This is a genomic window from Paenibacillus glycanilyticus, from assembly GCF_030161375.1.
Taxonomy (GTDB): Bacteria; Bacillota; Bacilli; order Paenibacillales; family Paenibacillaceae; genus Pristimantibacillus; species Pristimantibacillus glycanilyticus_B.
Genome location: NZ_BSSQ01000005.1, coordinates 1 through 24,275 on the forward strand (window position 1 = coordinate 1; position 24,275 = coordinate 24,275).

The 24,275-nt window shown below is 47.4% G+C and carries 21 protein-coding genes; 1 reads left to right on the forward strand and 20 read right to left on the reverse strand.

The window, feature by feature from the left end:
* Positions 1-16 precede the first annotated feature (16 nt).
* The 3 genes from QQK89_RS29625 to QQK89_RS06050 all read right to left on the reverse strand — a co-directional run bounded on the left by QQK89_RS29625 (position 17) and on the right by QQK89_RS06050 (position 1,793).
* Entirely contained in the window at positions 17-136 is a 120-nt protein-coding gene (locus QQK89_RS29625; RefSeq protein ID WP_349816714.1) for a DUF6199 family natural product biosynthesis protein, read from the reverse strand.
* Between the two features lie 193 nt (positions 137-329).
* The gene (locus QQK89_RS06045; RefSeq protein ID WP_284237596.1) at positions 330-635 is read right to left on the reverse strand and encodes a hypothetical protein; all 306 of its coding nucleotides are present in this window, start codon (positions 633-635) and stop codon (positions 330-332) included.
* Positions 636-695: 60 nt separating this feature from the next.
* Entirely contained in the window at positions 696-1,793 is a 1,098-nt protein-coding gene (locus tag QQK89_RS06050; RefSeq protein ID WP_284237597.1) for an FUSC family protein, read from the reverse strand.
* 377 nt (positions 1,794-2,170) lie between these two features.
* Here QQK89_RS06050 and QQK89_RS29630 point away from each other — a divergent pair, with 377 nt between their 5' ends.
* A complete protein-coding gene (locus QQK89_RS29630) occupies positions 2,171-2,434 on the forward strand; it encodes a transposase (protein WP_349816715.1) in 264 nt (87 codons plus the stop codon).
* Positions 2,435-2,520: 86 nt separating this feature from the next.
* On the opposite strand, the gene QQK89_RS06060 is transcribed toward QQK89_RS29630, so the two are convergent.
* From QQK89_RS06060 to QQK89_RS06140, 17 genes are all read right to left on the reverse strand, one after another.
* Complete coding sequence (locus QQK89_RS06060) at positions 2,521-3,144, reverse strand: hypothetical protein (protein WP_284237598.1); 624 nt, start codon at positions 3,142-3,144, stop codon at positions 2,521-2,523.
* A 215-nt stretch (positions 3,145-3,359) separates the two neighbouring features.
* Positions 3,360-4,190 carry a GNAT family N-acetyltransferase gene (locus QQK89_RS06065; RefSeq protein ID WP_284237599.1) on the reverse strand — a complete coding sequence of 277 codons (831 nt, stop codon included), beginning with the start codon at positions 4,188-4,190 and terminating at the stop codon, positions 3,360-3,362.
* A 46-nt stretch (positions 4,191-4,236) separates the two neighbouring features.
* Entirely contained in the window at positions 4,237-4,647 is a 411-nt protein-coding gene (locus QQK89_RS06070) for a DUF5071 domain-containing protein (protein WP_349816719.1), read from the reverse strand.
* Between the two features lie 208 nt (positions 4,648-4,855).
* Complete coding sequence (locus QQK89_RS06075) at positions 4,856-5,350, reverse strand: hypothetical protein (protein WP_284237600.1); 495 nt, start codon at positions 5,348-5,350, stop codon at positions 4,856-4,858.
* 381 nt (positions 5,351-5,731) lie between these two features.
* Positions 5,732-5,923, reverse strand: a complete 192-nt coding sequence (locus tag QQK89_RS06080) for a hypothetical protein (protein ID WP_284237601.1) — start codon at positions 5,921-5,923, stop codon at positions 5,732-5,734.
* Between the two features lie 251 nt (positions 5,924-6,174).
* Positions 6,175-7,068, reverse strand: a complete 894-nt coding sequence (locus tag QQK89_RS06085; protein WP_284237602.1) for a family 43 glycosylhydrolase — start codon at positions 7,066-7,068, stop codon at positions 6,175-6,177.
* An 11-nt stretch (positions 7,069-7,079) separates the two neighbouring features.
* Positions 7,080-7,367, reverse strand: coding sequence for a hypothetical protein (locus QQK89_RS06090; protein ID WP_284237603.1), 288 nt, complete (start codon positions 7,365-7,367; stop codon positions 7,080-7,082).
* Positions 7,357-8,703 (reverse strand): extracellular solute-binding protein, encoded by a 1,347-nt coding sequence (locus QQK89_RS06095; protein ID WP_284237604.1) that lies wholly within the window; start codon positions 8,701-8,703, stop codon positions 7,357-7,359. Before QQK89_RS06095 ends, QQK89_RS06090 begins: the two co-directional genes overlap by 11 nt.
* A gap of 28 nt (positions 8,704-8,731) precedes the next feature.
* Positions 8,732-9,607 carry a carbohydrate ABC transporter permease gene (locus tag QQK89_RS06100; protein ID WP_284237605.1) on the reverse strand — a complete coding sequence of 292 codons (876 nt, stop codon included), beginning with the start codon at positions 9,605-9,607 and terminating at the stop codon, positions 8,732-8,734.
* A gap of 14 nt (positions 9,608-9,621) precedes the next feature.
* On the reverse strand, positions 9,622-10,476 hold the full coding sequence (locus QQK89_RS06105) for an ABC transporter permease (protein ID WP_284237884.1): 855 nt from the start codon (positions 10,474-10,476) through the stop codon (positions 9,622-9,624).
* Between the two features lie 257 nt (positions 10,477-10,733).
* Positions 10,734-13,004, reverse strand: coding sequence for a helix-turn-helix domain-containing protein (locus QQK89_RS06110; RefSeq protein WP_284237606.1), 2,271 nt, complete (start codon positions 13,002-13,004; stop codon positions 10,734-10,736).
* A gap of 108 nt (positions 13,005-13,112) precedes the next feature.
* A complete protein-coding gene (locus tag QQK89_RS06115) occupies positions 13,113-16,613 on the reverse strand; it encodes an S-layer homology domain-containing protein (protein ID WP_284237607.1) in 3,501 nt (1,166 codons plus the stop codon).
* Between the two features lie 138 nt (positions 16,614-16,751).
* Positions 16,752-17,963, reverse strand: coding sequence for an MFS transporter (locus QQK89_RS06120; protein ID WP_284237608.1), 1,212 nt, complete (start codon positions 17,961-17,963; stop codon positions 16,752-16,754).
* A 3-nt stretch (positions 17,964-17,966) separates the two neighbouring features.
* On the reverse strand, positions 17,967-21,122 hold the full coding sequence (gene ebgA, locus QQK89_RS06125) for a beta-galactosidase subunit alpha (RefSeq protein ID WP_284237609.1): 3,156 nt from the start codon (positions 21,120-21,122) through the stop codon (positions 17,967-17,969).
* A 37-nt stretch (positions 21,123-21,159) separates the two neighbouring features.
* Entirely contained in the window at positions 21,160-21,969 is an 810-nt protein-coding gene (locus QQK89_RS06130; protein ID WP_284237610.1) for a carbohydrate ABC transporter permease, read from the reverse strand.
* Complete coding sequence (locus tag QQK89_RS06135) at positions 21,966-22,955, reverse strand: carbohydrate ABC transporter permease (RefSeq protein WP_284237611.1); 990 nt, start codon at positions 22,953-22,955, stop codon at positions 21,966-21,968. The genes QQK89_RS06130 and QQK89_RS06135 overlap by 4 nt, the downstream gene beginning before the upstream one ends.
* Before the next feature lie 30 nt (positions 22,956-22,985).
* A complete protein-coding gene (locus QQK89_RS06140; protein WP_284237612.1) occupies positions 22,986-24,272 on the reverse strand; it encodes an ABC transporter substrate-binding protein in 1,287 nt (428 codons plus the stop codon).
* Positions 24,273-24,275: the final 3 nt, after the last annotated feature.

Sequence of the window (24,275 nt, forward strand, 5' to 3'; positions counted from 1 at the left end):
TGTTTTGATCCCTGTCTCACAAATGGGGGTCAGTCCCATTTGACTTCCAACTCTCTTTTATTGTCCAAATGACATCAGGTTTTATGGTCATTAATAATCCAACAGAGAAAATGATAAGAAATTGAATGTAAACCAATTGAGTGTTTCCCTCCTACGTGGATATTCGACAGTTCTCAAAATGAATATAATAATCATGGCTTTTCACTAAAATCAATAATACCACATATTGGAACTATGCTGCCCGTTAACGTAATAAAGCTGCCGATTGCACTCCGGCAGCTTTATTCGTTTGGTTTTTCAACTATCGTTCCCTCGTTAGTTCAGCTAACTTAGCTACCAAAAAGGACAAACGTATATTCAAGTCCCATCATTTCTTTAAGTGTTTTACCCAGTGCATAATGATTTGGTGTATCTTTCTTTATCACACAAATAATATTTCCTGCCTCGCCTTGCGAGAGGTTGGTTAGTTGAAGATACTCTACGTTATCATAGATAAATGATACCAGATAATCGTAATAGTCATCCGCCTTATCAATAACATTCAAACCAACATTATAAAGCCTAACTTTTGTCCCCGCCCAGATCTTTTTATCATCATTTATGTTTCGAAGTGGAATCCAATCAGATCTCTCCATAATACACCTCTAATATTGAACTATCGTTCTTCGTTAGCTGAAAAACGACTTGTGTAATATTTATGTTTTCCCAACAAAGTTTCCTTGAGAGGCGTTTTTCCATATATAAAAACCAAGAACATAAGCAAGTACGCAGCCAATCATTGTATCGAGTAATCGATATTCTAACAAATGTGCTGTCACTGGACTTCCGGTGCTGAACATCATTAACATTAACGGTGTCATAAGCATGGCATAGATCGCATAACTTCGATTTTTAAAAATGGGGCGAAGTGCACCAAGTAATCCAATAATAACTACACTATCCCATTGCGGCAGAGACCAAAGCAACAAACAACTTCCGAGTAGTACACCTACCGCTGTACCTATGCCTCTTTGAAAAATACGTCTTTGTGAATAGGCTAAATCACGTTTGAGGACAATGGCCACTGTTAAGCCGATCCAATAGGAACGTTCGAGATGGAAAACAAATCCTATTAATTGTGCCGCTATCATACATAATGCGACTCGAACTGTGTATTTCCAGCCTGTGAAATGAGTTAACTTATTCCTCCACGTTGTAAATCGTTGCCTATATGAAATCTTAGCGGTTTGTTGAACTGAAACTTTGTCGTCCCATAGTTTCTGCATTAGGTATCCAGTAATGACAGATACGATTATTCCTAATAAAGAACCTGTTACAAAAGAAGCAGATATTTTGAACATGTCCTGATGTAATCCTCCATCGCCCATGCTAGATCCAATAATGGAAAGTATCACAAATTGTACGCTGGCTATTGCAAAAGTTCTGCTGAATCCTCCCAGAAGCGCTGCCAATGTCGAAATCGTTACAATCAAACCACCTGTCATCCAGCCGTGCCCTGCTATAATTATACCGATAATCATTGCAACTGTCCCTATCGCCATTGTTCGAAACTGTTCAATTGTATGTTGCTTGATTGTTCCATCAGACGAAGTATCACTTGTAATCATTACACCAAAAGTAGATAATAATCCGAACATTAAATTATTCAAATAGAATCCTAGAGAAATACAGCTTGCCATTCCGATAAACCCTGCGATAACTTGCGGGTAATTGATCGACGTTTCATTTGACCATTGCAGTGTTTCTTTCAATATAAATCCTAAGCCTGTGTTCTCGTGGACACTTTTACTCATTATGTATCCTCCACTTCAGCTAAGTTCTGAAGTAATTATAATTTATATTTCCGAATTATAAAGTGACGAAATTCTGACGTTAAACTGCCCTTTACTTCAATAAAAGCTGCAGTAGATCCTACGATCCGCCGCAGCTTTATTGGTTAAACTAAAGTTCTCCGCCAATAACTTAAACATCAATATATCGTATCTTTCAGTCCTTAAGTTTAATATTTACGCCTGCAATATTATCGCCAGTTGCCTTGAACTATCGTCTCCTCGTTAGAATTCCTGTAAAACGAATAATTTGGAGTTTGAACAAAAACGAGCGCCTCGGTACGATGGGGTTACGCACGAGGTCAATTGCCTCAAAAAGCCCATCAGGAGGTCGCTCTATCATGTGGCGTAGACATCGTTCTAGAAACTCACGTGGCTCGCGCTGTCAGCTTTCGCGGGATTGCTCTGGCAAATGGCGAGGAAAGATGGTACTTAGCAAGCGAGGCCGGCCACGCTTACGTCATTTTCTTTATCTCATGACAATGAGTATGCTCATGACCAATACGGAGATTCGAGCGTCACATCGTTACAATGTAGAGGAAAAGAACCTGAAGAAGATGAAAGTTGAGACATACATGGGAACGAGAATCACTAGGGCGAAGTAGAGACGTGCGCATGATGGAACAATATGGGTGAATCATTTCGAGGGAACTTAATGGGTCGATTTAACTGTTCAATTTGAAAATGTGTATTATTCAATTTTTATTGCCTCACCATTAATTACGTCTACTTCAAACCGTTCACCTGATAAAGGGAAATCCTTTGTCGTGTGTAAAATGTATGTCTCTGCTTCCGAAGTCGGCTCCAGTTTTACCCAATAGTTAACTTCCTGTACCCCTATCCCATGGATCGCATAAATTGGCAGTGTTAAACGGATTAGATTTTCTTCTGACGTAGAAACGTTTTTTAGATATAGACGAGCATAGCTGTTTCTTTGAAATATATTGATTACTTCAATGTTGTATTCATAACGACCGTCTGTTGTCATTTGTATTGTATCTGTCATAACTCTCTCTGTTAACCAGCCGCTCGTATTAACACTCTTATATAATGGAGGAGTTAACAAAAGCATGCTGACAATTAAAGCAAAAATCCCTAAAACTCCACCTCTTTGGGGAGACCACCTTCTAAAAAGTAAAATGACTGACAAAACAATTAGTAACAAGGAAGGTATTCCAAGACCTATCATAGTTACTGTTGTAATTAGATCAATCCCACGTTGAAAGTTGGCTGTTGATCCAATAATGAGCCAAATAACTCCAGATAGATTAAATAAAGCTGACAATATCCACAATATTTTTATCCATTTAAGCAATACTTTCACCCTTTTATTAGAATCTTAAATTTTGCTTCAAACATGGGTTACTTTATGCTCCGATTTCCTCTAACTGTAACATAATATACCAATAATGACGATATGCCCACCAAGTTAACCTCCCTATAGCTTAATGGCAAAAGGAGCAGCTGCCGCGGCGGCAAACTGCTCCTGGATCGCTCTTCACTATCGTTCTCGTTTACGCAATCGAAGATTCAATTTAAGAAACTTGGTTGATAAGTATAGTAATCTTGTGCATGTACTGCTTTGAATCCAACTGATTCATATAACCCTAGAGCATGATCGTTTTTCGTTTCGACTTCTAAGTGTAATGAGTATCCAGCCGAACTTTGCTCATTAATGACTCGGCGCAACACTTTTCTGCCTATTCCTTTGCCTTGGTATTCTGGCAGAATGGCAAATCCATAAATCCACGCTTGCCCCTCTTCCCGGTTCACTCTAATTTTCCCTACCGTTCCTTCGTTCACAACAATCATGAACATATCCGTGTTATCGCCCATGGCCTTGCTTTCCATCACTCTCGCGTCTTCTACGTCCACTCCGAACGCGGTAACGGACAATCGTACGCGCATTTCGTAATCTTCTAATGTTGCTTGCCTCAGAAGTATATCATCGGTTTCTTCAAGAGGCGTTTCTTGCCACTCCATTTGATGCTCCGAGAATGCATACTCAGCACCTTTTTTACTCAAAAAAGCTTTTGCCGTATTGGATCCTGCAGGCGCGTTCAACAAGATTTTCTTATATCCGTTTTGTTTCACCTTTTCCATCCCTAGTCGGTATAATCGATGGAAATGCCCCTTTCGTCGTTCATTTGGTTTAACCATGCCACATACTTCGACTGTAGAACCAAATGCGTACAAACCTAAAAACGCTACAAGTTCATCATTTTCGTAATGAAAAAAATCCAGTTGATCCGATCCACGTTCTTTAAGCATTTCCCAGTTAAGCTTCAGTTGTAAACGATCATGAACTTCGCACTCTTTTTGCAAATGTTCAATATCTTTTAATTGTCGTGGTGTTAACATTTTTTTCTCCTTTAGCCGGCCGCCGTTATTCAGCTAACGTTCCTTGTTAGCTTAACTTCTTGATGTACTTCTTATATATTTCTCTAGCTGCTAAATCTATCTCACATAGTTCTTCATTCTTAGTTGGACTCATAAATACTCTTAATATATCTGGTCCGATTTCTTTTTTAACTTCATCCGGTAAATTAGGTATAAGAAAATATATACACGAAAACTGCCAACCATCATCACCGCTATTTAATACCATTCTTATTTGTGGAATAATGTCTTCTGGTCTTAATAATGCAAGGATTGTACATAGCTCCTGTGCAATCGGCCAGTTACAATCTTGAATCCATTCGAACAGTTTTTCTATTATTGGCTGAAGAGAAAAATTACCGGGTGCAATCATTTTTAACTTATTTATTGCTTCCATGTCAAATTTGTCTTTTGGAATTAACTCCTCTATGGGGAACAGATTAACCCTCCTCTATCGTACATCTGTTATTGCCGCTAGAGTAACCTCATGATACGTTCATTCAAAGTTCTTCTGAGGGAGATTAATGGATTTACCTCATCTACTGTTCCGCCCCACCTATGGGATTTCCATTTTTATCGTAGTACTTTACTGTTATCGGTTCTGGCTTTAATTCATTTTTAAGTGGGTTATATCCACCGCTTCCGTATCACTCATGAATCCTGTATTTTTCACTTCGAACAAACCAGTTTTTATAGTCGTAGTAATACACATCTACATCCAGAAACGCACTTACTTCGGCAAGCATTTTTGTGCCATCCCGCTCAACCATCTGCTCCTCGATACTGGCAGTATAAAATATTGAAATGAAACACCCCCAAAAACCTCCAAAGCCAACTGCTGCCAACAATACTATCGTCCCGACAGTACGAATCAACACAGCGAACCTTTTCTTGTACATTTGTAGACAAGCTATAAGTCCACAAGAAAACGCAGCAACCAAAAGTAGCAACAGGAAAAAGCCTACCGAAATGACCCAATGACGATAAGTAAGTCGGAACGCAGCCAGTATTAATGATGAAGCTATTGCGAAGAAAACAATGGCGGCTATTAACAGTAAGGTTATAAGTGTGAATTTAACCCTCCCATTTTGCTTTTTAAACCAGTCAATTGGAACAATAAGGGTTGCTATTGCCTTTACCACCTTTCTACGACATTGCCTTTGGAGGTCTACTTCGAGCGGGTATCGGTCTATCCAAACAGACGTATTTCCGTGGAGTTTGTTGCGTTAATCTGACCGTAAGTTAAGAAAACGACAGCTCATCATAAGATAAGCTGCCGTCGTGCTGCCTTGAACTATCGTCTTCTCGATAGCTTAATCTACTGTTTATTGAATTACATCATGAAGTATTAGAGAATCCGCTTCTGAAAGCTTTTTATGCTGATTTTGTCCCTCGATATATAATTCTGCAAATCCATTCGTAAACCAAAGGTCATACCAAACAGATAGAGCTTCACTACCGTCAGTAGGTACGAAATGAATCTTATAATCGGGAGGTCTATCCATGTTAAGCTTAGCCTTTTCTCAGCCCTCTTTTTTGAACAAAGCTTTGATTTTTAAAACTGTACCTTTCTCGGTAATCTCTTTATAATTTACATATTTGTTTTCAACTCCAAGACGTTTGAGAATTACCAACTTTTCTTTATTTATTTGTTGTTTACTTTGGCAGCCTACGACTAAAAACATTACTGAGATTAGAACCAGGAACAATCTCACAAAAAAACCACCTCCTAATTAAATAATACTAACGATACATTGTAACCAATTGTTACAGATATTGTTTAAATTATCCTGACACTAATAAAGGCCTGTCTGTCTTTATTTATTTTCTCACCCTAACTTGTTTTTCTTGTCGCTAGCGCAGTATTAAGAAATTTTCACGTCAAATAGTAAACGACAAGAAAATACGTACAAATGAAAAAGAGCCATCCCATCGTCATCAAAATGACTTTGGGATGGCTCTCCTATTACACTTCCATTACATAAGGAATATCGTCCCGCCAACCGATTTCCACTTTGGACAAATACCAGGTCTTTCCGTGGTCGTTATTTCCTTGGTAGAACAGGTAAGTGCGTTTATCTTCGTCCTCAAACAAGAACGGATGCCCTGATTCGCTGGCATTCCAGCTTCCCGGTTCGCCGCAAGGGAGCAGCGGTTCCGTAAATAGCCGCTCCCAGCGGACGCCATCGCGGCTAACCGCGCAGCCGATCTGCTGAGGTTCGTTGTTGTAAGCTCCGGCGTAGAACATGTACAGCTTGCCGTCTCTCTTATGCATGGCGGCTGCTTCGATGCACTTGCCTTCCCAGGCAAGTTCCGGTTGCAGGATCGACTCGGCGCAAATTTGCGTCCAGTCTTCTCTTCCATAATCTGAATGGATTGGCGCAGCAGCCACGCCTTGCATTTGAATTTCTCCCAGCGGATCACGCGTGGCGAAGTAGAGCAATAGCCGTCCATCATGCTCAATGACATCAGCGTCAATAGCGCGTCCGTTATTCCAATCTCCGGTTGGCGCGAATACCGGATTGGTTGCATTTTTGGCAAACGTTAACCCGTCTTCCGAAACGGCGTGGCAAATCGCATCCTTCGGAAAGTTGCCGTACGTTTGATAAAACAGATGAATACGGCCCTCTAGCACAATCGCTCCCGGCGCGCAAATCCCCTTCGCTTCGCATTCCTGTTCGATTGGAACTTCTCCGACTTTCGTCCAATGCTCCAAATCGCTGCTTTCGGCAATTCCAATTCCCCAGCGGCCGTCCATAAACGGCCCTCTGGAATAATACATCCAATACTTCCCTTTATACCGGACAACGGCAGGGTCTTTAGCGTATGGAACACCGGCTGTCGTATCTGCAAATCTCATCTGTACCCCTCCTATTTCTGAATGAATTTCCACATATCTTTCGCTAGGAAAGCCGTATCTTTGTTCTCGTCATACCACTTCGCATAGAACTCCTCAAGCTTCTCTCCGCCTGATTTCTGCCACAAGCTCTTCGCGTCGGCAAAAGCTTGATCCACGCTATAAGACGAACCGGATACGATCGCTTTGTTATAGAAATCCACGATTTTAGATACGTTCGTATTAACGACCTTGAGATCCTCCGGCAGCGCAGGCATGTGCTCGCTGTAAGTAATTGGCGCATATTGCACGTCAGGACTCAAATTCGCTTCCGTTGTTTTCCTTAATCAGCTCGATGAAATCCTTTTGCAGCGGCTGGCTGGCATCCAACTGGCTCGCCGTGCTAGCGCAAGGCTCTAGCTCGATCTGCTGCAACAGGAGCTGGAAGTCGTTATTCCACGTTACTTCTTTGCTGAACTGCTCCAGATCCTTCGGCACATAACAGCCGTTTGCGTTCTTGGCCGAATCAACATCCGGCGTGCCGTAACGCAGAATTTCCCCCGTTGTTTTCGAAGCCATAAAATCGATATATTTCATTGCCGCTTCCGGATCTTTTGTTTTTGCGTTGATGACCGTCGTCATTTGAACCGGATTATTCACGCCAACCGCGAAACGTCCGTAAGTGGATGCCGGCAGCTTGATCGCCTTCACCTCGGCACTAGGCACATTCTTCTTAAGCGGTTCATAATAGGTGCTGAAATTCAAAGGGTCAATCGTTCGTCCGACAAAAATGCCCGTCTTGCCGTTAATCCAATCCTGCAACGACTTCTGGCCGTTTTTGTCCGACAAGAAATCTTTGTCTGCAAGGCCCGCATCATATAGCTGCTTCTTGAACGTTACCGCAGCTTGCGCCCTGTCCCAATCGTGAACGAGCTTGCCGTCTTCCAATACCCATGATACGTCCTGGAACATCGTTGAGATCGCTCCGCCGGTTTCACCGCTAAGCGCAATGCCGTAAGTATCCTTCTTGCCGTTGCCGTCAGGATCGTTCTCGGTAAACGCTTTAGCAACATTGAACAATTCTTCTACCGTCTGCGGCTCCTGCAAGCCAAGCTTCTTCAGCCAATCTTCGCGTATGAACAACGCTTGAAAGCCTGCGAGCTTCTGCACGCGGCCGAATTCATATTGCTTGCCGTCGGATTTCGTGCTGGCTTTTTTGAGCTCCGGGTATTTGGCCATCAGTTCCTTATATGTCGTGCTGTATTTCTCAATCAGGTCGTCTACCGGAATAATCTGCTTCTGTTGGTAGAGCTGATCGCGGAAGTTGGCATCGAACTCTTCAATGACGTCAGGCGCGTTGCCCGAAGAGAACAATATATTAAGCTTCTGCACGGACTCTCCTCGAGGAATAGGTACGTATTTCGCATTAACCGGGCCATTCTCGTTCAGCCATTTCGTCCAACGGTTGTTATCGATCGTTCCCATCCCTTGAGGAATATTGCCGCGATCGTAAATCGTAACCGACAGATTAGGCTTGGCGGCTGAACCGCCAGCCCCTTCCTCCTTCGAATCGCTATTGCTCGAGCAAGCGACCAGCATAACTCCGCATGCAAGCGGCAGCACTGCAGCTGCCAGCGTGTTTCTTTGCCAAATTTTCATAGACCTTATCCCCTTCTCGTCTTTTTCCTTATCCTTTAACGGCGCCAATCATAACGCCCTTCACGAAATGCTTTTGCAAAAACGGATATACGATCATAATCGGAAGCACCATGACCATAATTGCGGCCGAGTTGATTTCTTCCGGAGTCAGCAGAATTTGATCGGCACTGTCCGAACTGTTCATCTGGGCCAGCATCGTCTGGCTCTGAATCATCTGTTGAACGAGAACGGAAAGGTTGTATTTCGTTGTATCGTTCATGTACATCAACACGTTAAAGAAAGAATTCCAGTACCCAACGCCGTAGAAAAGCGCAAGCGTCGTAAGAACGGGCATCGAGAGCGGCAATACGATTTTCGCTAAGTACAGCCAGTCTCCGCAGCCGTCAATCCGGGCGGCATCGTCTAGTTCCGTCGGAATATTCTCCATAAAGGACCGAAGCACAAGCAGATTAAACGTACTGATCAAGCCCGGCAGCCAGAGCGCCCCGTAGGTATTCAGCAATCCAAAACTTTTTATCGTCAAAAAGGTTGGAATTAGACCTCCGCCAAATAGCAAAGTAAATATGATTGCAAACGTATACAGTTTTCTGCCGTAAAAGTAAGTTCGCGTCAGCGGGTATGCCGCCAGAATCGTAAAAATCATGCTGAGGACAACCCCGACCGCCGTAATCTGAACGCTATTCCACAAGGACCGCAGAATCGGCGTTCCCTCAAACAACTGCTGGTACGAATGAAGCGAGAAGCCGATTGGAAAGACCGTTACCCACCCCGACGCCACCGCATGCGTATCGCTAATCGATAAGGAAACAATGTGGATCAGCGGAAATAAGCAGAGGAGTCCCGCAACTACGAGTATCGCATAAAAGACGGATACCATTATTTTTTCGCCTGCCGATAATTGCATGTTGTTCTCCTCCCTTACCACAATCCGCTGCCGAATTTGCGCGCAATTCGGTTAGTGATGATGACTAGAATTAAACTAACGATAGATTCAAACAATCCGATCGCAGCCGTTAGACTAAATTGAGAGCCCATTAAGCCAATCTTATAAATGTAAGTCGAAATAACTTCCGAGATATTGGAAACCGTCGAGTTCTGAAGCATAAATACTTGATCGAAGCCAACTTCCATAACCCGGCCCATCGATAAAATAAACATTAATACCACGGTGGAGCTTATCCCCGGCAAAGTAACATGCCAAATCTGCTTCCACTTATTCGCCCCGTCCAAGCCGGCAGCCTCATATAAACTGCTGTCGATGCTGCCAAGAGCCGCCAAATAGACGATTGCGCTAAAGCCAGCTTCCTTCCAAATGCCCGAACTTACGAATATGGCAAGCCAGGAGCCCTCGTGATAGAGAAAAGCGAACGAATGCCCGAATAGAGATTTCCACAGCTCGTTAACAACGCCGGATTGTTGGGAGAACACGGTCACGATAATTCCCGCTACGATGATCCACGAGAAGAAATGGGGCAGAAAAATAAGCGTCTGCACGAGTCGTTTGAACCACATCGCCTTGACTTCATTCAGCATAATGGCGAGCAGGATCGGAAACGGGAACCCGATAAAAATGGACAGAAGACTGAGAAGAAGCGTGTTCCGTATGATTTGTATCGTGGCAGGCGTACTGAACAAAACGCGAAAATTATCAAGGCCCACCCACGGGCTATGCCAGATGCCGTCGCCGAAATTGTAGTGCTTGAACGCCATGATGCTTCCGGCCATCGGCATATATTTAAAGGCTATGAAGAACACAATGACTGGCGCAAACATCACGTATAAGGATAGATTGCGCTTCCAAATCGAATTGCCGATCAGACTCACCTCCCTGATAGTAAACGTATAAGGCGTCAGCGTCTCCTGCAGGTAAGACCTGAACAACTCTCACTATACGGGAAGGCTTGCATAGGCTTCAATTTCCTTTTTTCCGCGATAAACATTTCGGTTACGATGCGCAAAAGCCGCCCTATCTCCGTATAAGGCGGCTCGCTGCGTATTGAATTAACCTTTTTCGCCAATTAACCTTTTGGTCATGAGCGCTGATTCAGCTTGCGATATTCGCCGGGAGTCAGTTCTTCCCGCTTCTTAAACGCGCGTATAAAGGAAATGACCTGCATGTACCCCGCTTGCTCCGCGATAGACTGCACGGAATCGGATGTATCGACCAGCAGCCGCTTCGCTTCATCCAGCCGGATACGGATTAAATAATCGACGAACCGTTCACCCGTCTCGGCCTTAAATACGCGGCTGAGCATTCGGGTAGACAACTCGAATCTATCGCTTAAATATTGCAAGGAGAGATCCGGATTACCGAAGTTCCCGTGAAGGAACGTCTTTACCTCTTCGATTAGATGATGGTAATCCTGCGTTTGCTGCCATGCCCCAAGCGAATCGACCAATTCGGCAAGGCAACGGGTTAATGCGCTTTGCATCTCATCCACCAGGTCTAATGTAGTCAAATCGGTCATCGCCGCGGATGACAATTTCGCTAGATTGCGTCCATCCGCGTCCTCGGGTATTTCCTGCAGCATTTTATCCAGCTCGTTAAAAAGGCATTGCATCACGTCAAGCACCTTGTCCCGCTGAAGCTGCTCGCTCCGCATCTCGGCAAACATCGCTTCAAGTCCGGTCAACCATGACGGCTCCGCTGCGCGAATGGTTTTGGCCAAGGACTTGGCCGCTTGCAGGTGGAGATATAAGTCGCTTCCGGCACTTGGCTGCACTTCTCTTGCAAAATAAACATGATTGTAGCCGTGAATCGTCCGGTACTCTCCAGCCCGGAGAGCATCCTGGTAGGAGTGGCCAATATCTTCCGCGTCATGGGCTTCCGTGCCAACATAGACAGATGTCGTAAATTGCAGATTGGAGGACACCCATGACTTCACCGCTTCCGCGATGTATTCAATGGAAGCCGCCGCTTTCTCCGGATCGGCGTAGAGAATAGCAACCAGTTGATCGGCTTCCTTCCATTCCAGCCAGATCGTGACTTGCTGGCCTTGGGCAATTTCCTGCATCACGCCGTGGATGACAAATTTAAATAACTGCTGATCGCGAACGGAATACGTATTGCGGAAATCCTGATAGTTATCCATCTCGACAATCATGACCAGCGCGGACGCAAACGTCTCGGGCAGCTTAAGCTGCTCGGCCTCTTGTCTCCATTCATCCGGACTTAAGGAAAATTGGCCGTCAAGCAATTCATAGAACCAATACTTCTTGCGGATCGATAAATCCTCAAGATACCTTTTCTCGTATTGATGGGAGTTCTCTACCAGATTATCTAGCGCCGAGGATATAAAATGAAACTCGTCATGCGCCGTTTTCTTCCCGATAGACAAGCTTCGTTTCAGCGTATAGCGGTCAATCCGAATCATAATCTCTTCAATTGGCTTGTAGTTTCGATGAGTCATATAAGTCAGAAACAATAAACCAAGCAGCATGAGTCCTAACGCCGGCAGCATCCATGCTTCCAGGAAGGAGGCCATAACGCTTGCCCGTTCGAATGGCGGCACCTTCACTTCTAACTTCCAGCCCGTATAGGGAGAAATTACGCTGCTCTTCCCCCATTCGCTTGATTGTCCCGAATTCGCCCGCGAAGGTTCGTCGAAAAACGATTGTCCGTCAGTCCCAATCAATGAAATGGAATCGGTAGCGCTCGCTTTGATGGATTGCAGCATGCTTTGCACGGAACCTACTTGTATATTAATAACAACCACGCCATTCGGAATGGCCGAAGTAATGGGAAACAGCTTCGCTAATGACACGACTTGAACCGGCCGTGCTTCGCCGATGAATTGATTGTAATTGCGCTCTGAGGTCCATTTGCTCCCTAGCCCGTCCTTGAACGCGGCTTCCACAAAAGAACGGTCCGCAAACTGGTCCAGCTTGAACATGGCGTTGTCCGTAATCACTTCTTGAATAGACGGTTTGTAGAGATAGACATCCCCGGCAAAAGGAAACAACGTCTTCAATTCATTAAGCCTCTGCGTAATCTGATACGCAATGAAAGGCTCTGTTAGCCCTTCCGTATTGTAGTAATTTTTAATCGTCTCGTCCGTGAGCAGTTGCTGAACAATATAATTCTCGATCGTTAGGAACGAGGAATCCATCACGTTCATCACATGCTCGGCAAACACGTCGTTTGTATTCTGAATCCGCTCCTTCGTCTCCTCGCTCCAACGATAATAGAACGCCATGCACAGCAGCAGGACAACAAAAACAAATACGGGCATGTAGGACAACAATAGACGGTAAAACCACTTTCTCTGCATCGTCTTCCCCCTGGTAATCAATAACTTCATTTAAAATCCTTCTATGAGATTAGCATACATAAATTTTACAAGCGACATAAAAAAAGCAGTTCTTCAGATCGTCTGTCTGAAGAACTGCCTATCTTGCTTGTTATTTATTTACCCTAGCAAATTGTTAATGGCCGGATCTAATCTCAATACGCGCAATATCGCGGTTAAGGCTTCTGCTCTCGTAAGATTATCGTTTGGCTTAAATTCGTTTGAACTTTTGCCCTCGATAATTCCGGCATCGGCTGCTTCTTCAATGATTGTGCTGGCCCAATGCTGAGCATCAACATCCAAGAAGGTATGCCCAGTGCCAGACTTGCTTTCTTGTAAAATAAACAATTTTGAGATTATGCCAACCATCTCGGCACGGGTAATCTTATTATCCGGCGAGAACATGCCTTTCGGGTAACCGTTAATAACTCCATTGGAAGCGAGAATCTCAATGGACTCCCTTGCCCAGGAATTCTGCGTATCGCCAAACGATTGCTTATCATTTCCTAATCTTAAGGCAAATGCCTTGGCGATTATGGTGCTGAACTCCGCTCTCGTAATGGTCTCGTCCGGTCTAAAGCTGCCGTCCGTGTAGCCATGGATGATGCCAATTCGAGCTGCCAATGAGATATCTTTGGAAGCCCAATGGTTCGCCGCATCCCGGAACGTGTTGGAACCACCTCCGGCATTTAAAGCATCTCGAATGAACGCTGCAATTCGATCAGAATCTACGAAATCGTAAAATAACTTCTTGGCGGGAGTCGTTACGGGCACCGAACTGCTATTCGCGGTTACCGTCACGGTTATATCCACCGATTGAGTCCCATAGGTCCCCTTTATAACCGTGCTTCCTGCCTGTTTGCCCGTAATCGTCGAACCTGTAACGCTCGCGATGGCAGGATTCTGAACGGTCCAAGACACCGATGAGGTTACATCCGCCGTGGACTGATCGGAATATTGTGCCGTAATTACAGCGGTAGCCGTTTGCCCAACCGACACACTTACCGACGTTGGATTGGCGCTTAAGCTGCTTAAAGCGGTTAAGGTAATTCCTTTTGCCTCGCTGCTACTGCTCTTGGTACCGTCGTTAATAGTGAAGCTAACCGTACGCGTTGCCGTATTCGGGCTAACGGCTGTATTGGTATAAGAAATCGCACGCATTGCGCTTTGCCATTGCGCCAAAGTAGCCGAAGCGCCTGATGAGGTTAGCGTCAATACACCCGTTGATGTATTATAACTGGCTGTAATATTGCCCATGGTCGCTCCATCATTAATGAACGAGAGCTCGTCTTCACCCGCGTGAAAGTTGCCCGTCAGGGATGCCGTTGCGCTTACGAGAGTTCCATTGTCCAAATCGCTTATCGTCAGCCCGTTGTCTATTGCCACCGGGATCGAAGTTGCTGTATCGCCGGATCTGAAGCCGGTCGTACCGCTAGTTGTCGTCACGATAGGCGTCTGGTCTATCGCGGTTACCGTAACCGTTCTTGTTGCCGTGTTGCTGGTAACACCATTGTCGTCAATCGCGGTAAAACTAACGGTTCGCGTTGCCGTGTCAGGTGTTATAGCCGTATCCGTATAAGTTACCGATCTTAAAGCGCTTTGCCACTCTGCCAAGGTAGCAGATGCCCCAGCTGATGACAACGCCAACACGCCTGTCGACGCATCATAACTGGCTGCGATGTTGCCCATGGTTACTCCGTCGTTGGTGAATTGCAATACATCTTCTCCAGCATGGAAATTGCCCGTGATTGCCACTGTTGTGCTTGCAAGCGTTGCGCTGGCACCATTGGTTACCGTCATGCCTGAGTCGATAACGACTGGTGTGGATGCTGAGTTATCCCCAGCTACGAATGAAGCCGACCCTCCGCTGGCGGCCAAACTCGGAGATCCGCTTACATTTACCATACTAGTAGAAGCGGCGCTGGTTTTTATGCCATCGTAAACGGTAAAGATGATGGTACGGTTACCTGACTGGGTAGCCGACGTGCTGAATTGAACCGAACTCAATGTACTTTGCCACTGGGACAAACTAGCTCCACCGGAAGCATAGATCGTAAGAACGCCTGTGGAAGCATTATAAACTCCGCTAAACCCGCTTAGAAGGTAAAACGATAACACATCTCTATTATTAAAACCGTTCGTAATGGAGATGGTTGCACTTTGAAGCGTTCCGTTATCCAAATCGGAGACTGTCACGCCTGGATCAATCTTAACGGCAGATGAGCCGGACTGGTAAGAGACGGTCCCTCCTGTCGTCGTCACGATAGGCGTCTGGTCTGTCTCGGTTACCGTAACGGATCTTGTTGCCGCGTTACTGGTAACTCCACCTCCGTCAATAGCGGTAAAGCTGATCGTACGCGTTGCCGTATTTGGCGTTATGGCTGTGTCCGTGTAACTCACTGATCTTAAAGCGCTTTGCCACTGTGCCAAGGTGGCAGATGCCCCAGCTGATGACAACGTCAACACGCCTGTCGACGCATCATAACTGGCTGTGATGTTGCCCATGGTTACTCCGTCGTTTGTGAATTGCAATACATCTTCTCCAGCATGGAAATTGCCCGTGATTGCCACTGTGGTGCTTGCAAGTGTTGCGCTGGCACCATTGGTTACCGTCATGCCTGAGTCGATAACGACTGGTGTGGATGCTGAGTTATCCCCAGCTACGAATGAAGCCGACCCTCCGCTCGCAGTAAGGATGAGTCCTGTGAACACATTTACTGATTTGGTAGCAGCAGCGCTGATTTTCGTCCCGTCATTTATCGTAAAATTGATTATGCGATTACCTGGAATAGCGATGCTCCCCGTCGAGAAATGAATTCCTCTCAAAGCATTTTGCCATTGTGCCAAAGTCGCGGTTGCTCCGGCAGAAGTGAGCGTCAGCACACCCGTGCCTGAATTATAACTGCCTACAATATTGCCAAATATGTTAGTATCTGTATTGGTGTAACTCAACGCATCTCCAGTTTGAAAACCGGCTCCGATACTTACTGTTGCACTAGCCTGAGTCACATTGTCTAGATCAGATACCGTCACGCCAGAATCGATCGTAACGGCAGACGCTCCAGAAGTGTAAGAGGCTATCCCGCCGGTTGTCGTCACAATAGGCGTCTGGTCTGTATCCGTCACCGTAACGGTTCTTGTTGCCGCAACGCTCGAATTCCCTAAATTATCAATGCCAATGAAGCTAATCGTACGCGTTGCCGTGTTTGGCGTTACGGCCCAACTGGTGAACGTAATCGATCGCAAGGCGTTTTGCCAATCGGCTAAGGTTGCCCCGCCACTGGTAAGCGTCAGCGCACCTGTAGCGGAATAATAAGAAGCACTAATACCATTTTGGGCGATAAACAATAGGATATCTCCAGGTTGCAAGTTACCGGTAATCGTTACCGATACACTTGTTAGCGTGAACCCGCTCCCGTTAGTAACCGTTATACCGGAATCGACCAATACGGGTGTCGAAGTTGTGTTGTCTCCAGCCACGAATGATGCTGATCCGGCATCCGTCGTAATGACAGGATTTGAAGCTGCATAGACGGCGGATGTCATGCCATTACCAAGAGTCATTTGAACAACTAAAGCAAGTATTACTAAAAATATCCATTTTCGCGATAAGTTTTTCATGACGGCCTCTTTCCATTCATTGTGAAATGATGAGATTCTTACGATTAACATGAATTGCTATCAATTATATCTCTACTCTATTAATCGGCACAAAAAGAAAAAACCTTTGGTAGCCAAAGGTTTTTTCTTCAATAAAGATTAATGAAGGATCGGACGGATCCACTTCATGTAACAGATTAACCCTGCCCCCAAAAGCGCGGCCGTCAATAGAAAAGGCATCTGATAGTCTGCGCCGGCCAAGATCAGGCCCGCGAAATAGGCCGTAATGGAAGAACCAATGCTGCGGAATACGGAGCGCATACCGGCGAAGAGGTTCCGTTCGCTTTCCTTAAGCGCGGACATTAACTGGCTGTCGACCAGATTGGAGAGCATCGTTACTCCGCCCCCGCGAATAAGGAACAACATCATGAACAGCCATACCGGCATTAGCCAATAGAGAGCGACAAAGATGACGATATTGATTAGAAACACCGCAATAATTGCCGCGTTATTCCCGAATCGTTCCATCATGTAAGGAGTCAACAGCGAGCTGATGAACAGGACTACTCCGGCTACAGCCAGCAGCAGCGATACGTTATCGTCCATCCAATCGAGCCGGAACTTCACGATGACGTTGAGGAAAGACCCCGTAATAGCCAGCGCGCCGCCGAGCAAAGCCAGAAACACGGCGAACAGCCACAACTTCGAGCTTGGCAGCTTCTTTTTCCAATCGGTCAGGTTTCGTACGGCTTCTTGATTTCTCCCTTTCGGAGCAGCCCCGCTCTCGGCAGGCAGCAAGAAGCCGCGTACAACGCCATGAATGACAAACACAAGACCAGCGAGTAAGAGCGCCATTCGGTAGCCTTCCCCGCTGTCCGCTCCGCTTGGCAAATAACCGGCGATTAACGTCCCCGCTCCCGTGAAGGCCGTAAATACCGCAAACATAAGCGAGAAGGCGCGCATCTCATCCCTTCGCGAGGAACAATAGTTGAACAGAAGCTGTACCTCTGTCGTTTCGACCAGCGTTAATCCAATCGAGACAAGGACCTGAGCCAAGTAGAAAAAAGCAAGTTCGCCCGTGAACGCGTACAAAACGTTGCCCGCCGCAATAAACAAGATGCCGGCAACGAGCAGCTTTTTGCGGCCATACCGGTTGGCGAGCAAGGATACGGGGATCGCGAGTATCCCCATAATTAAGATGCCTACCGATACCAAGGCGCCCACCTGGTCTTCTCTCAACCCTTTGGACAATAAATGCAAATTAAGCACGAGAGAATACAGTCCGATTCCAATTCCGTATAACGACTCGGTCATTAGGAACCGGCGAACTCCCGACGGCAGGCGCCACAACCCTCTCAAATAATCGGACATCCCCTACTCCCTTCCGAGAGTGGAGAAGCCGCGTTTTGCTTCCAATCTCATTTGATGACTGAGTCGCTCTGGAGCGGTATCCTCGGAGAGATAAGGCTTCAGCAGCATCCGGAACCGGAATTCCTCCGGCTTGACGGCATGCTCAGGCCCTTGAGCCGGTCCGCAGCTGTTGCTGCCTAGACCATTCTGGCGGTAATCCAGATTCAGCGTAATGAAGTCCCGCGGTACCAGATCGCTTGCGTGTTTGGCCGCTTCCAGATCCGCATCCGTATATCGGCGAGCGCTGAATTCAAGCGTTGGATCGCCTGCCGCGAGCAGCCCGATTCCGCTGCCGTCCGTTACCGATACCCAGCGGACATCCGTGCGGTTGCCGTTCTCCTGCGGGTAAATATAGGAGGTGAACAACTCGTCTACCGTTCTGCGGTATACGCCGAATCGTCCCGCTTCCTTGCTGTCCGAATAATTCTCGCCCGGTCCGCGTCCATACCATTTCACCGCATCCATCGCTTCTGGAAGTTCCATTTGAAGCCCGATCTTCGGCAACATAACTGGAGGTTTACCCTCCGGAACACCGTGTACGTCAATCGTGATTAAGCCGGAGCCCGTTACGGTATATACGGTTTCGCAGCGGAAGCCCCAATCAAACACCGGCGGCGCGATCCGGGAGGACCAGCTGATTCGAATAGTCCCTTCATCAAGCCGCTCCCACTTGCAAGCATCGATCCGTTCCGTCAGCTTGTCGAGATGCGCCTTGCGCCAATCGGGCAATACATACATATCGTTGTCAATCGGAGCACGCCAGAAGTTGAGGCGCGGGCCTTTGTTCACAAGCTCTTGCCCGTTAATGACAAGCGACTTCATGCCAGGCTCCCGGGAGTCGAACGTTAACTGGAATACGTCGTTCCGAAGCGTGATTCGCCGCCCTTCCTCCGTGCAGGACAAACTGCGCGCCGGCAAACATGAAGTTGCTGCCGTGCTGCCCATCCCGACAGGTTCAAGAGCAAGCTGCGCCCAAGCAATCTCATGCCCCCGTTCTCCCCAGCCGCAATCCGAAGCCAGCGAGAATCCGATCGTTAACCAACGCTCCGCCCCATGATCCAAACCGGTAAGCTGTGCGTCCGCCCGGACGGGAACGGTAACCTCCGTGCTTTCGCCCGGCTGGATGTTAGGCAATGCTAGTGCACCGCTTTGGACCGTACGCCCGTCTACCGTTACGCTCCAATCCGCATAGAGGTGATCCAGCGAAATAAAGTCATACCGGTTGGTGATGCGAATGCGGTTCTCGGCTATTTGTTCGACCCGGACAGGCTCGATTATTTTCTTGTATTCAATAAGTCCCGGCGACGGCGTCCGATCGGGACGAACAAGGCCGTCGATAACGAAATTACTGTTATTCGGTTCATCGCCATAATCTCCGCCGTAAGCGTAATCGTCTTTTCCGTCCGCCGTTTTCCGGCGAATGCCATGATCGATCCACTCCCATACAAAGCCGCCCTGCAATCTGCGATAAGCATCAAACGTATCGAAATACGGCTTAAGCCCTCCCGGACCGTTCCCCATCGCATGGGCGAATTCGCATAAAATATGCGGCTTCGGATGATCAACGAGCTGCCCGAAACCGATCATTTTCTCAACCGATGAATACATCGTGCTGACAACGTCGCATACTTCGGCTTCGCGGTCTTCTTCGTAATGAATGAGACGCGTAGGATCCGCCTCCTTGCACCATTCCGACATCGCCCTAAAGTTGCAGCCAAAGCCGGATTCGTTGCCAAGCGACCAGAACAGAATGGAAGGATGGTTCTTGTCCCGCTCCACCATGCGGCGAGCCCGGTCGACATAAGCTTCCTGCCAGGCGGGATCATCGCTCAGGCGCGAAATATTGCCAAGCAGTTCAAAGCCATGGGTCTCCAGATCCGTCTCTTCCATGACATACAGCCCATATTCGTCGCAAATATCATAGAACCTCGGATCGTTAGGATAATGAGCCGTTCTGACCGCGTTAATGTTATGCTGCTTCATCATAATGACATCCTGAATCATCGTGGACAGCGCAACCGTGCGCCCCGTATCCGGATGGTGGTCATGCCGGTTAACGCCTTTTAGCAATATGGCTTTGCCGTTCACCAGGAACTGGCCGCCTTTCACTTCAATCTTGCGGAAGCCTACCCGCTGGGCAACCAACTCTGCCGCTTGGCCATTCCGGCCCTCTACCGTAAGGACCAGATGATACAAAGTTGGGGATTCAGCGCTCCATAGCGCAGGCTTCGCGACCGGTATCGCAAATTGGGCAATAACTTGATCCTGTTCAGCCACGCCAACAATCCGCTTGTCCGCAGTCGCAACAATCGCGCCTTCTTGATCCAGCAGTTGCAGCCTGACTTCCCCGAGCAGGTCCTTCCCGCTTAATTCCAACTTTACGGATAAAGTGGCATCGGAATACGCATCATCCAGCTCGGTAACAATCGTGTAGTCCACAATTCGGATCGTCGAAGGCTCCGAGATCAGATAAACATCCCGGAAAATCCCGCTCATATACCACATATCCTGATCTTCCAGGTAGGTGCCATCGGACCATTGGTACACTCGAACGGCCATGCGGTTCACGCCGGGCTTCGCATACGGCGTCAAATCAAACTCCGACGTTAAGCGGCTTCCTTGACTGTAACCGACGAATTCGCCGTTCACCCATACATGAAACGCGCTGTCCACGCCATCAAACTTCACCGCCAGCTGTCGGCCGTCCCAATGGGGCGGAAGCTCAAACTCCCGAACGTAGCTGCCTGTCGGATTATCGTTAGGCACATGCGGCGGATCAACCGGGAACGGGTAATAAAGATCCGTGTAATGCGGATGGCCGTAGCCCTTCAGCTGCCAATGGCTTGGCACTTGAAGCTCATCCCAGCCGGATACGTCGTATCCTTCTTCATGGAATCCTTCCGGCGCCCACTCCGGCCCTTTCGCGTAATGAAACTTCCAATTGCCGTTTAACGATTTGAACCACGGGGAGCTCCCCCGGTCGTAACTTAATGCTTCCGCGGAATCTGAAAATGGTATGAAATACGACCGGCTCCTCGCCCGGTTGCGTTCTAGCACGGCAAGATTATCCCAATCCCGTTGTCCTTGTAATTGAAGTTGCGGTTGTTCTGTTGTTCGCATGATGCTTCTCCTCCCAAATCGCTTGAAATCTCTCTACTTATTTAATCCCCGTATTCGCGATTCCGCCGACAATATAACGCTGCGCGAAGAAGAATACCGCTAGCGGCGGAATCGAGATGAGGCATGTAATCGCCATAATGGACTGCATATCCACGCCAAACATCCCCTTGAATTGCGATAATCCGAGCGTAAGCGTGTATTTAGACTGATCATTGAGGAAAATGAGCGGACCCAGGTAATCATTCCAGCAGTTCATGATTTGAAACACTGCGACAAGAATAAGCGGCGGCCCCATAAGCGGAATGATAATCCGCGCAAGAATGCCAAACTTGTTCGCTCCGTCGATTGTTGCGGCTTCATCCAATTCTCGCGGAAGCGTGAGAATAAATTGTCTTAATAGGAAGATGAAATAGGCTGATCCGAACCAAGACGGAACAAACAGCGGTTTGAGCGTGTTAATCCATCCCAAATAGTTAAATTCCATATATTGCGGAATCATCGTGACTTCCCAAGGAATCATCATAGTCGCAAGCACGACAAGAAATAATAGATTGCGTCCTTTAAACTCGAATCTAGCGAATCCGTAAGCAACTAGCGTACAAGATACCAATTGGCCAATCGTAGACAACATCGTTACGATAACGGTGTTTTTCAGGAACAAGTTAAAAGGCTGTATCGTCCAAGCATCCGAGAAGTTGCTGAATTTCCATATGGAAGGGATCCATTTCGGCGGGAAAAGGTACAACTCCGATTGCGACTTCAGCGCCGTGGTCACGGACCAAAACAACGGTGCGGCAAATAGCAGCGAGCAGCCGATCAATAAGAGATACACGAGAGGTTTTTTCATGCTGTTTTCCCCTTTCCGCCGGATTTCATTTTCTTCTGCGGCTTGCGTTTCATCTCGCCTTCATAGAATACCCAAGCCTCGGAAGACTTGAATACGAGGAAGGTGAGCGTAAGCACAATAAGGAACATGAACCATGCATTGGCCGCGGAATAGCCCATCTTGTAATATTTGAAGGCATTCTCATACATGTACATCGCGTAGAAATACGTAGCTTTCATCGGCCCGCCGCCAGTGAGCAATAAGGCCAAAGTCAGCTGTTGGAAAGCCGCGATTATAGACGTGATCAGGTTAAACAAAATCGTTGGGCTAAGCATCGGAATCGTCACGCTGAAGAACTGCCGGATCACTCCCGCTCCGTCCAGCGAAGCCGATTCATAAAGATCCTTCGGAATGCCTTTCAAGCCCGCGAGGAAAACAAGCATCATGGAACCTTGTCCCCAAAGGCTTGCGACAACCATCGCAACAAGAGACCATTTCGTATCGTTCAGCCAGTCCGGCCCCTGAATCCCAACGATCGACAGGAAGTAATTCAAGATGCCGTAATCGCCGCTGTATACCCAAGACCAGATCATCGCCAGAGCAACGCCGGAAATGACGGACGGCAAATAAAAAGCGGTACGGAAAATCGCCGTGCCTTTTGTATTCTGATTAAGCAAGATGGCAAGCCCCAGCGCTACCGCGATGTTAAACGGGACGAATAGAGCCGCAAATCTCAGCGTTACGCCAAGCGATTTCCAGAATAAAGGATCATCCGTAAACATGGATTTATAATTGCCCAAGCCGATAAAGTGCACCTGGCCCACAATAGGCCAATCAAAAAACGAAATAATAAGCGAAAACAACAACGGGCCTAGCGTGAAAACGAGGAATCCGAAGATCCAAGGGAAGATGAAGAGGTAGGGCGCAGCCCCACCCCATCCGCGTTTTCTTCTAGGCTTGAGGCTGGCCGCGTTGTTCCCTGCTGTCTGCGAGTAGGTCTGAGCCATCTCCTAACCTTCTTTCTGTAAGCTGTAATGTTATTTCAAATAACGCTCGCTGTCTTTGACTGCTTGGTTAAGCGCGTCCTGCGCGTTACTGCCGTGCACGACGGCTTCGACTGCCGCGGACAGCTGGCGGTTCACTTCATTCCATTTGTCGTTAAGCAGGAAGGCCGGCGTATTGTCCGAACGTTCCAGCATCGTGTAGTAAGGCTTGTAGAGAGGATCCTGATCCTTCTTCAGTTCATTAACGACGCTGACCCGTACCGGCAAATCGGCTACGCGCATCTTGATCGCTTCGCTCGACACATAATATTTGATGAATTCCCACGCAAGCTCCTTCTGCTTCGAATCCTTGGCAATGGACAATGCCGATTCGGCGACAACGCCTTTGACCGGTTTGCCCGGGAATGCCGGCATCTCCACGGTGCCTACGTCAATGCCCGCTTGCTTGAAGGATTCGAGCGGCCAGATACCGCTTTCCCACATCGCGATTTTGCCGCCTTTGAAAATATCCTCGCCGCTTTGCTGGCCTTTGCCGCCCGTCAGAACGGCCGAATTGTTCTTCAGCATATCGCCGAACAGTTGAACAGCTCCTGCCGTTTCCTTGCTGTTCATGAAGCCGTCAATCTTCGTTCCGTCATCGGAAATGTAGGAACCGCCGTTGCTCCATACAAACCCTTGCAGGTCATACGTGTCATTCTCCGCGCGGACGCCAAAGCCGTATTGCTTCTTCGATTTGTCCGACAGCTTGGCGGCGATGCTCTGGAAATCGTCCCAAGTCCAGCCATCCTTCGGATAAGGAACGCCCGCATCATCAAACATCTTCTTGTTGTAATACACAACGCGGGTCGTGAAGCCTGCAGGAATGCCGTAAAGATTATTGTCTATGGTCGCGTAATTAAACAATCCGCTGTAGAAATCATCCTTGTTCAAATCCTTGTCGCTGTCCGCATAGCTGTTAAGCGGCTCAAGCGACCGGTGATAGGTTGGAAAGTCCCACATGTACATCACATCGGGAGGGTTCGTGGCGCCAAAGCCCGCCGCCAGCTTCTGATCAAAGCCATCCGCATAAGCCTCTACCTGAACCTGCGTGCCAGGGTGATCCGCCTCGAATTTCTTCGCGATATCCTGCTCAATCTTAAGCGCATCGCCGGTATCCCAAGTAGCGAAGCGAAGCTTCTTCACTTCCCCGGAACCTTTCCCGCTATTCCCTGATTGCGATGATGCGTTGCCGTTTGAATCCCCGTTGTTGCCGCCGCATGCCGTTAGCGCAGCCATCGTCAATGCCGTTGTCAGAACAATAAAAGTTAGTTTCTTTTTCATATC

Coding starts and splice junctions, on each gene's coding strand:
- QQK89_RS06045 (WP_284237596.1), bottom strand. CDS start 635: ATGGAGAGATCTGATTGGATTCCACTTCGAAACATAAATGATGATAAA.
- QQK89_RS06050 (WP_284237597.1), bottom strand. CDS start 1,793: ATGAGTAAAAGTGTCCACGAGAACACAGGCTTAGGATTTATATTGAAA.
- QQK89_RS29630 (WP_349816715.1), top strand. CDS start 2,171: ATGTGGCGTAGACATCGTTCTAGAAACTCACGTGGCTCGCGCTGTCAG.
- QQK89_RS06065 (WP_284237599.1), bottom strand. CDS start 4,190: ATGTTAACACCACGACAATTAAAAGATATTGAACATTTGCAAAAAGAG.
- QQK89_RS06085 (WP_284237602.1), bottom strand. CDS start 7,068: ATGAGATTTGCAGATACGACAGCCGGTGTTCCATACGCTAAAGACCCT.
- QQK89_RS06095 (WP_284237604.1), bottom strand. CDS start 8,703: ATGAAAATTTGGCAAAGAAACACGCTGGCAGCTGCAGTGCTGCCGCTT.
- QQK89_RS06100 (WP_284237605.1), bottom strand. CDS start 9,607: ATGCAATTATCGGCAGGCGAAAAAATAATGGTATCCGTCTTTTATGCG.
- QQK89_RS06105 (WP_284237884.1), bottom strand. CDS start 10,476: ATGTTTGCGCCAGTCATTGTGTTCTTCATAGCCTTTAAATATATGCCG.
- QQK89_RS06110 (WP_284237606.1), bottom strand. CDS start 13,004: ATGAAGTTATTGATTACCAGGGGGAAGACGATGCAGAGAAAGTGGTTT.
- QQK89_RS06115 (WP_284237607.1), bottom strand. CDS start 16,613: ATGAAAAACTTATCGCGAAAATGGATATTTTTAGTAATACTTGCTTTA.
- QQK89_RS06120 (WP_284237608.1), bottom strand. CDS start 17,963: ATGTCCGATTATTTGAGAGGGTTGTGGCGCCTGCCGTCGGGAGTTCGC.
- ebgA (WP_284237609.1), bottom strand. CDS start 21,122: ATGCGAACAACAGAACAACCGCAACTTCAATTACAAGGACAACGGGAT.
- QQK89_RS06130 (WP_284237610.1), bottom strand. CDS start 21,969: ATGAAAAAACCTCTCGTGTATCTCTTATTGATCGGCTGCTCGCTGCTA.
- QQK89_RS06135 (WP_284237611.1), bottom strand. CDS start 22,955: ATGGCTCAGACCTACTCGCAGACAGCAGGGAACAACGCGGCCAGCCTC.
- QQK89_RS06140 (WP_284237612.1), bottom strand. CDS start 24,272: ATGAAAAAGAAACTAACTTTTATTGTTCTGACAACGGCATTGACGATG.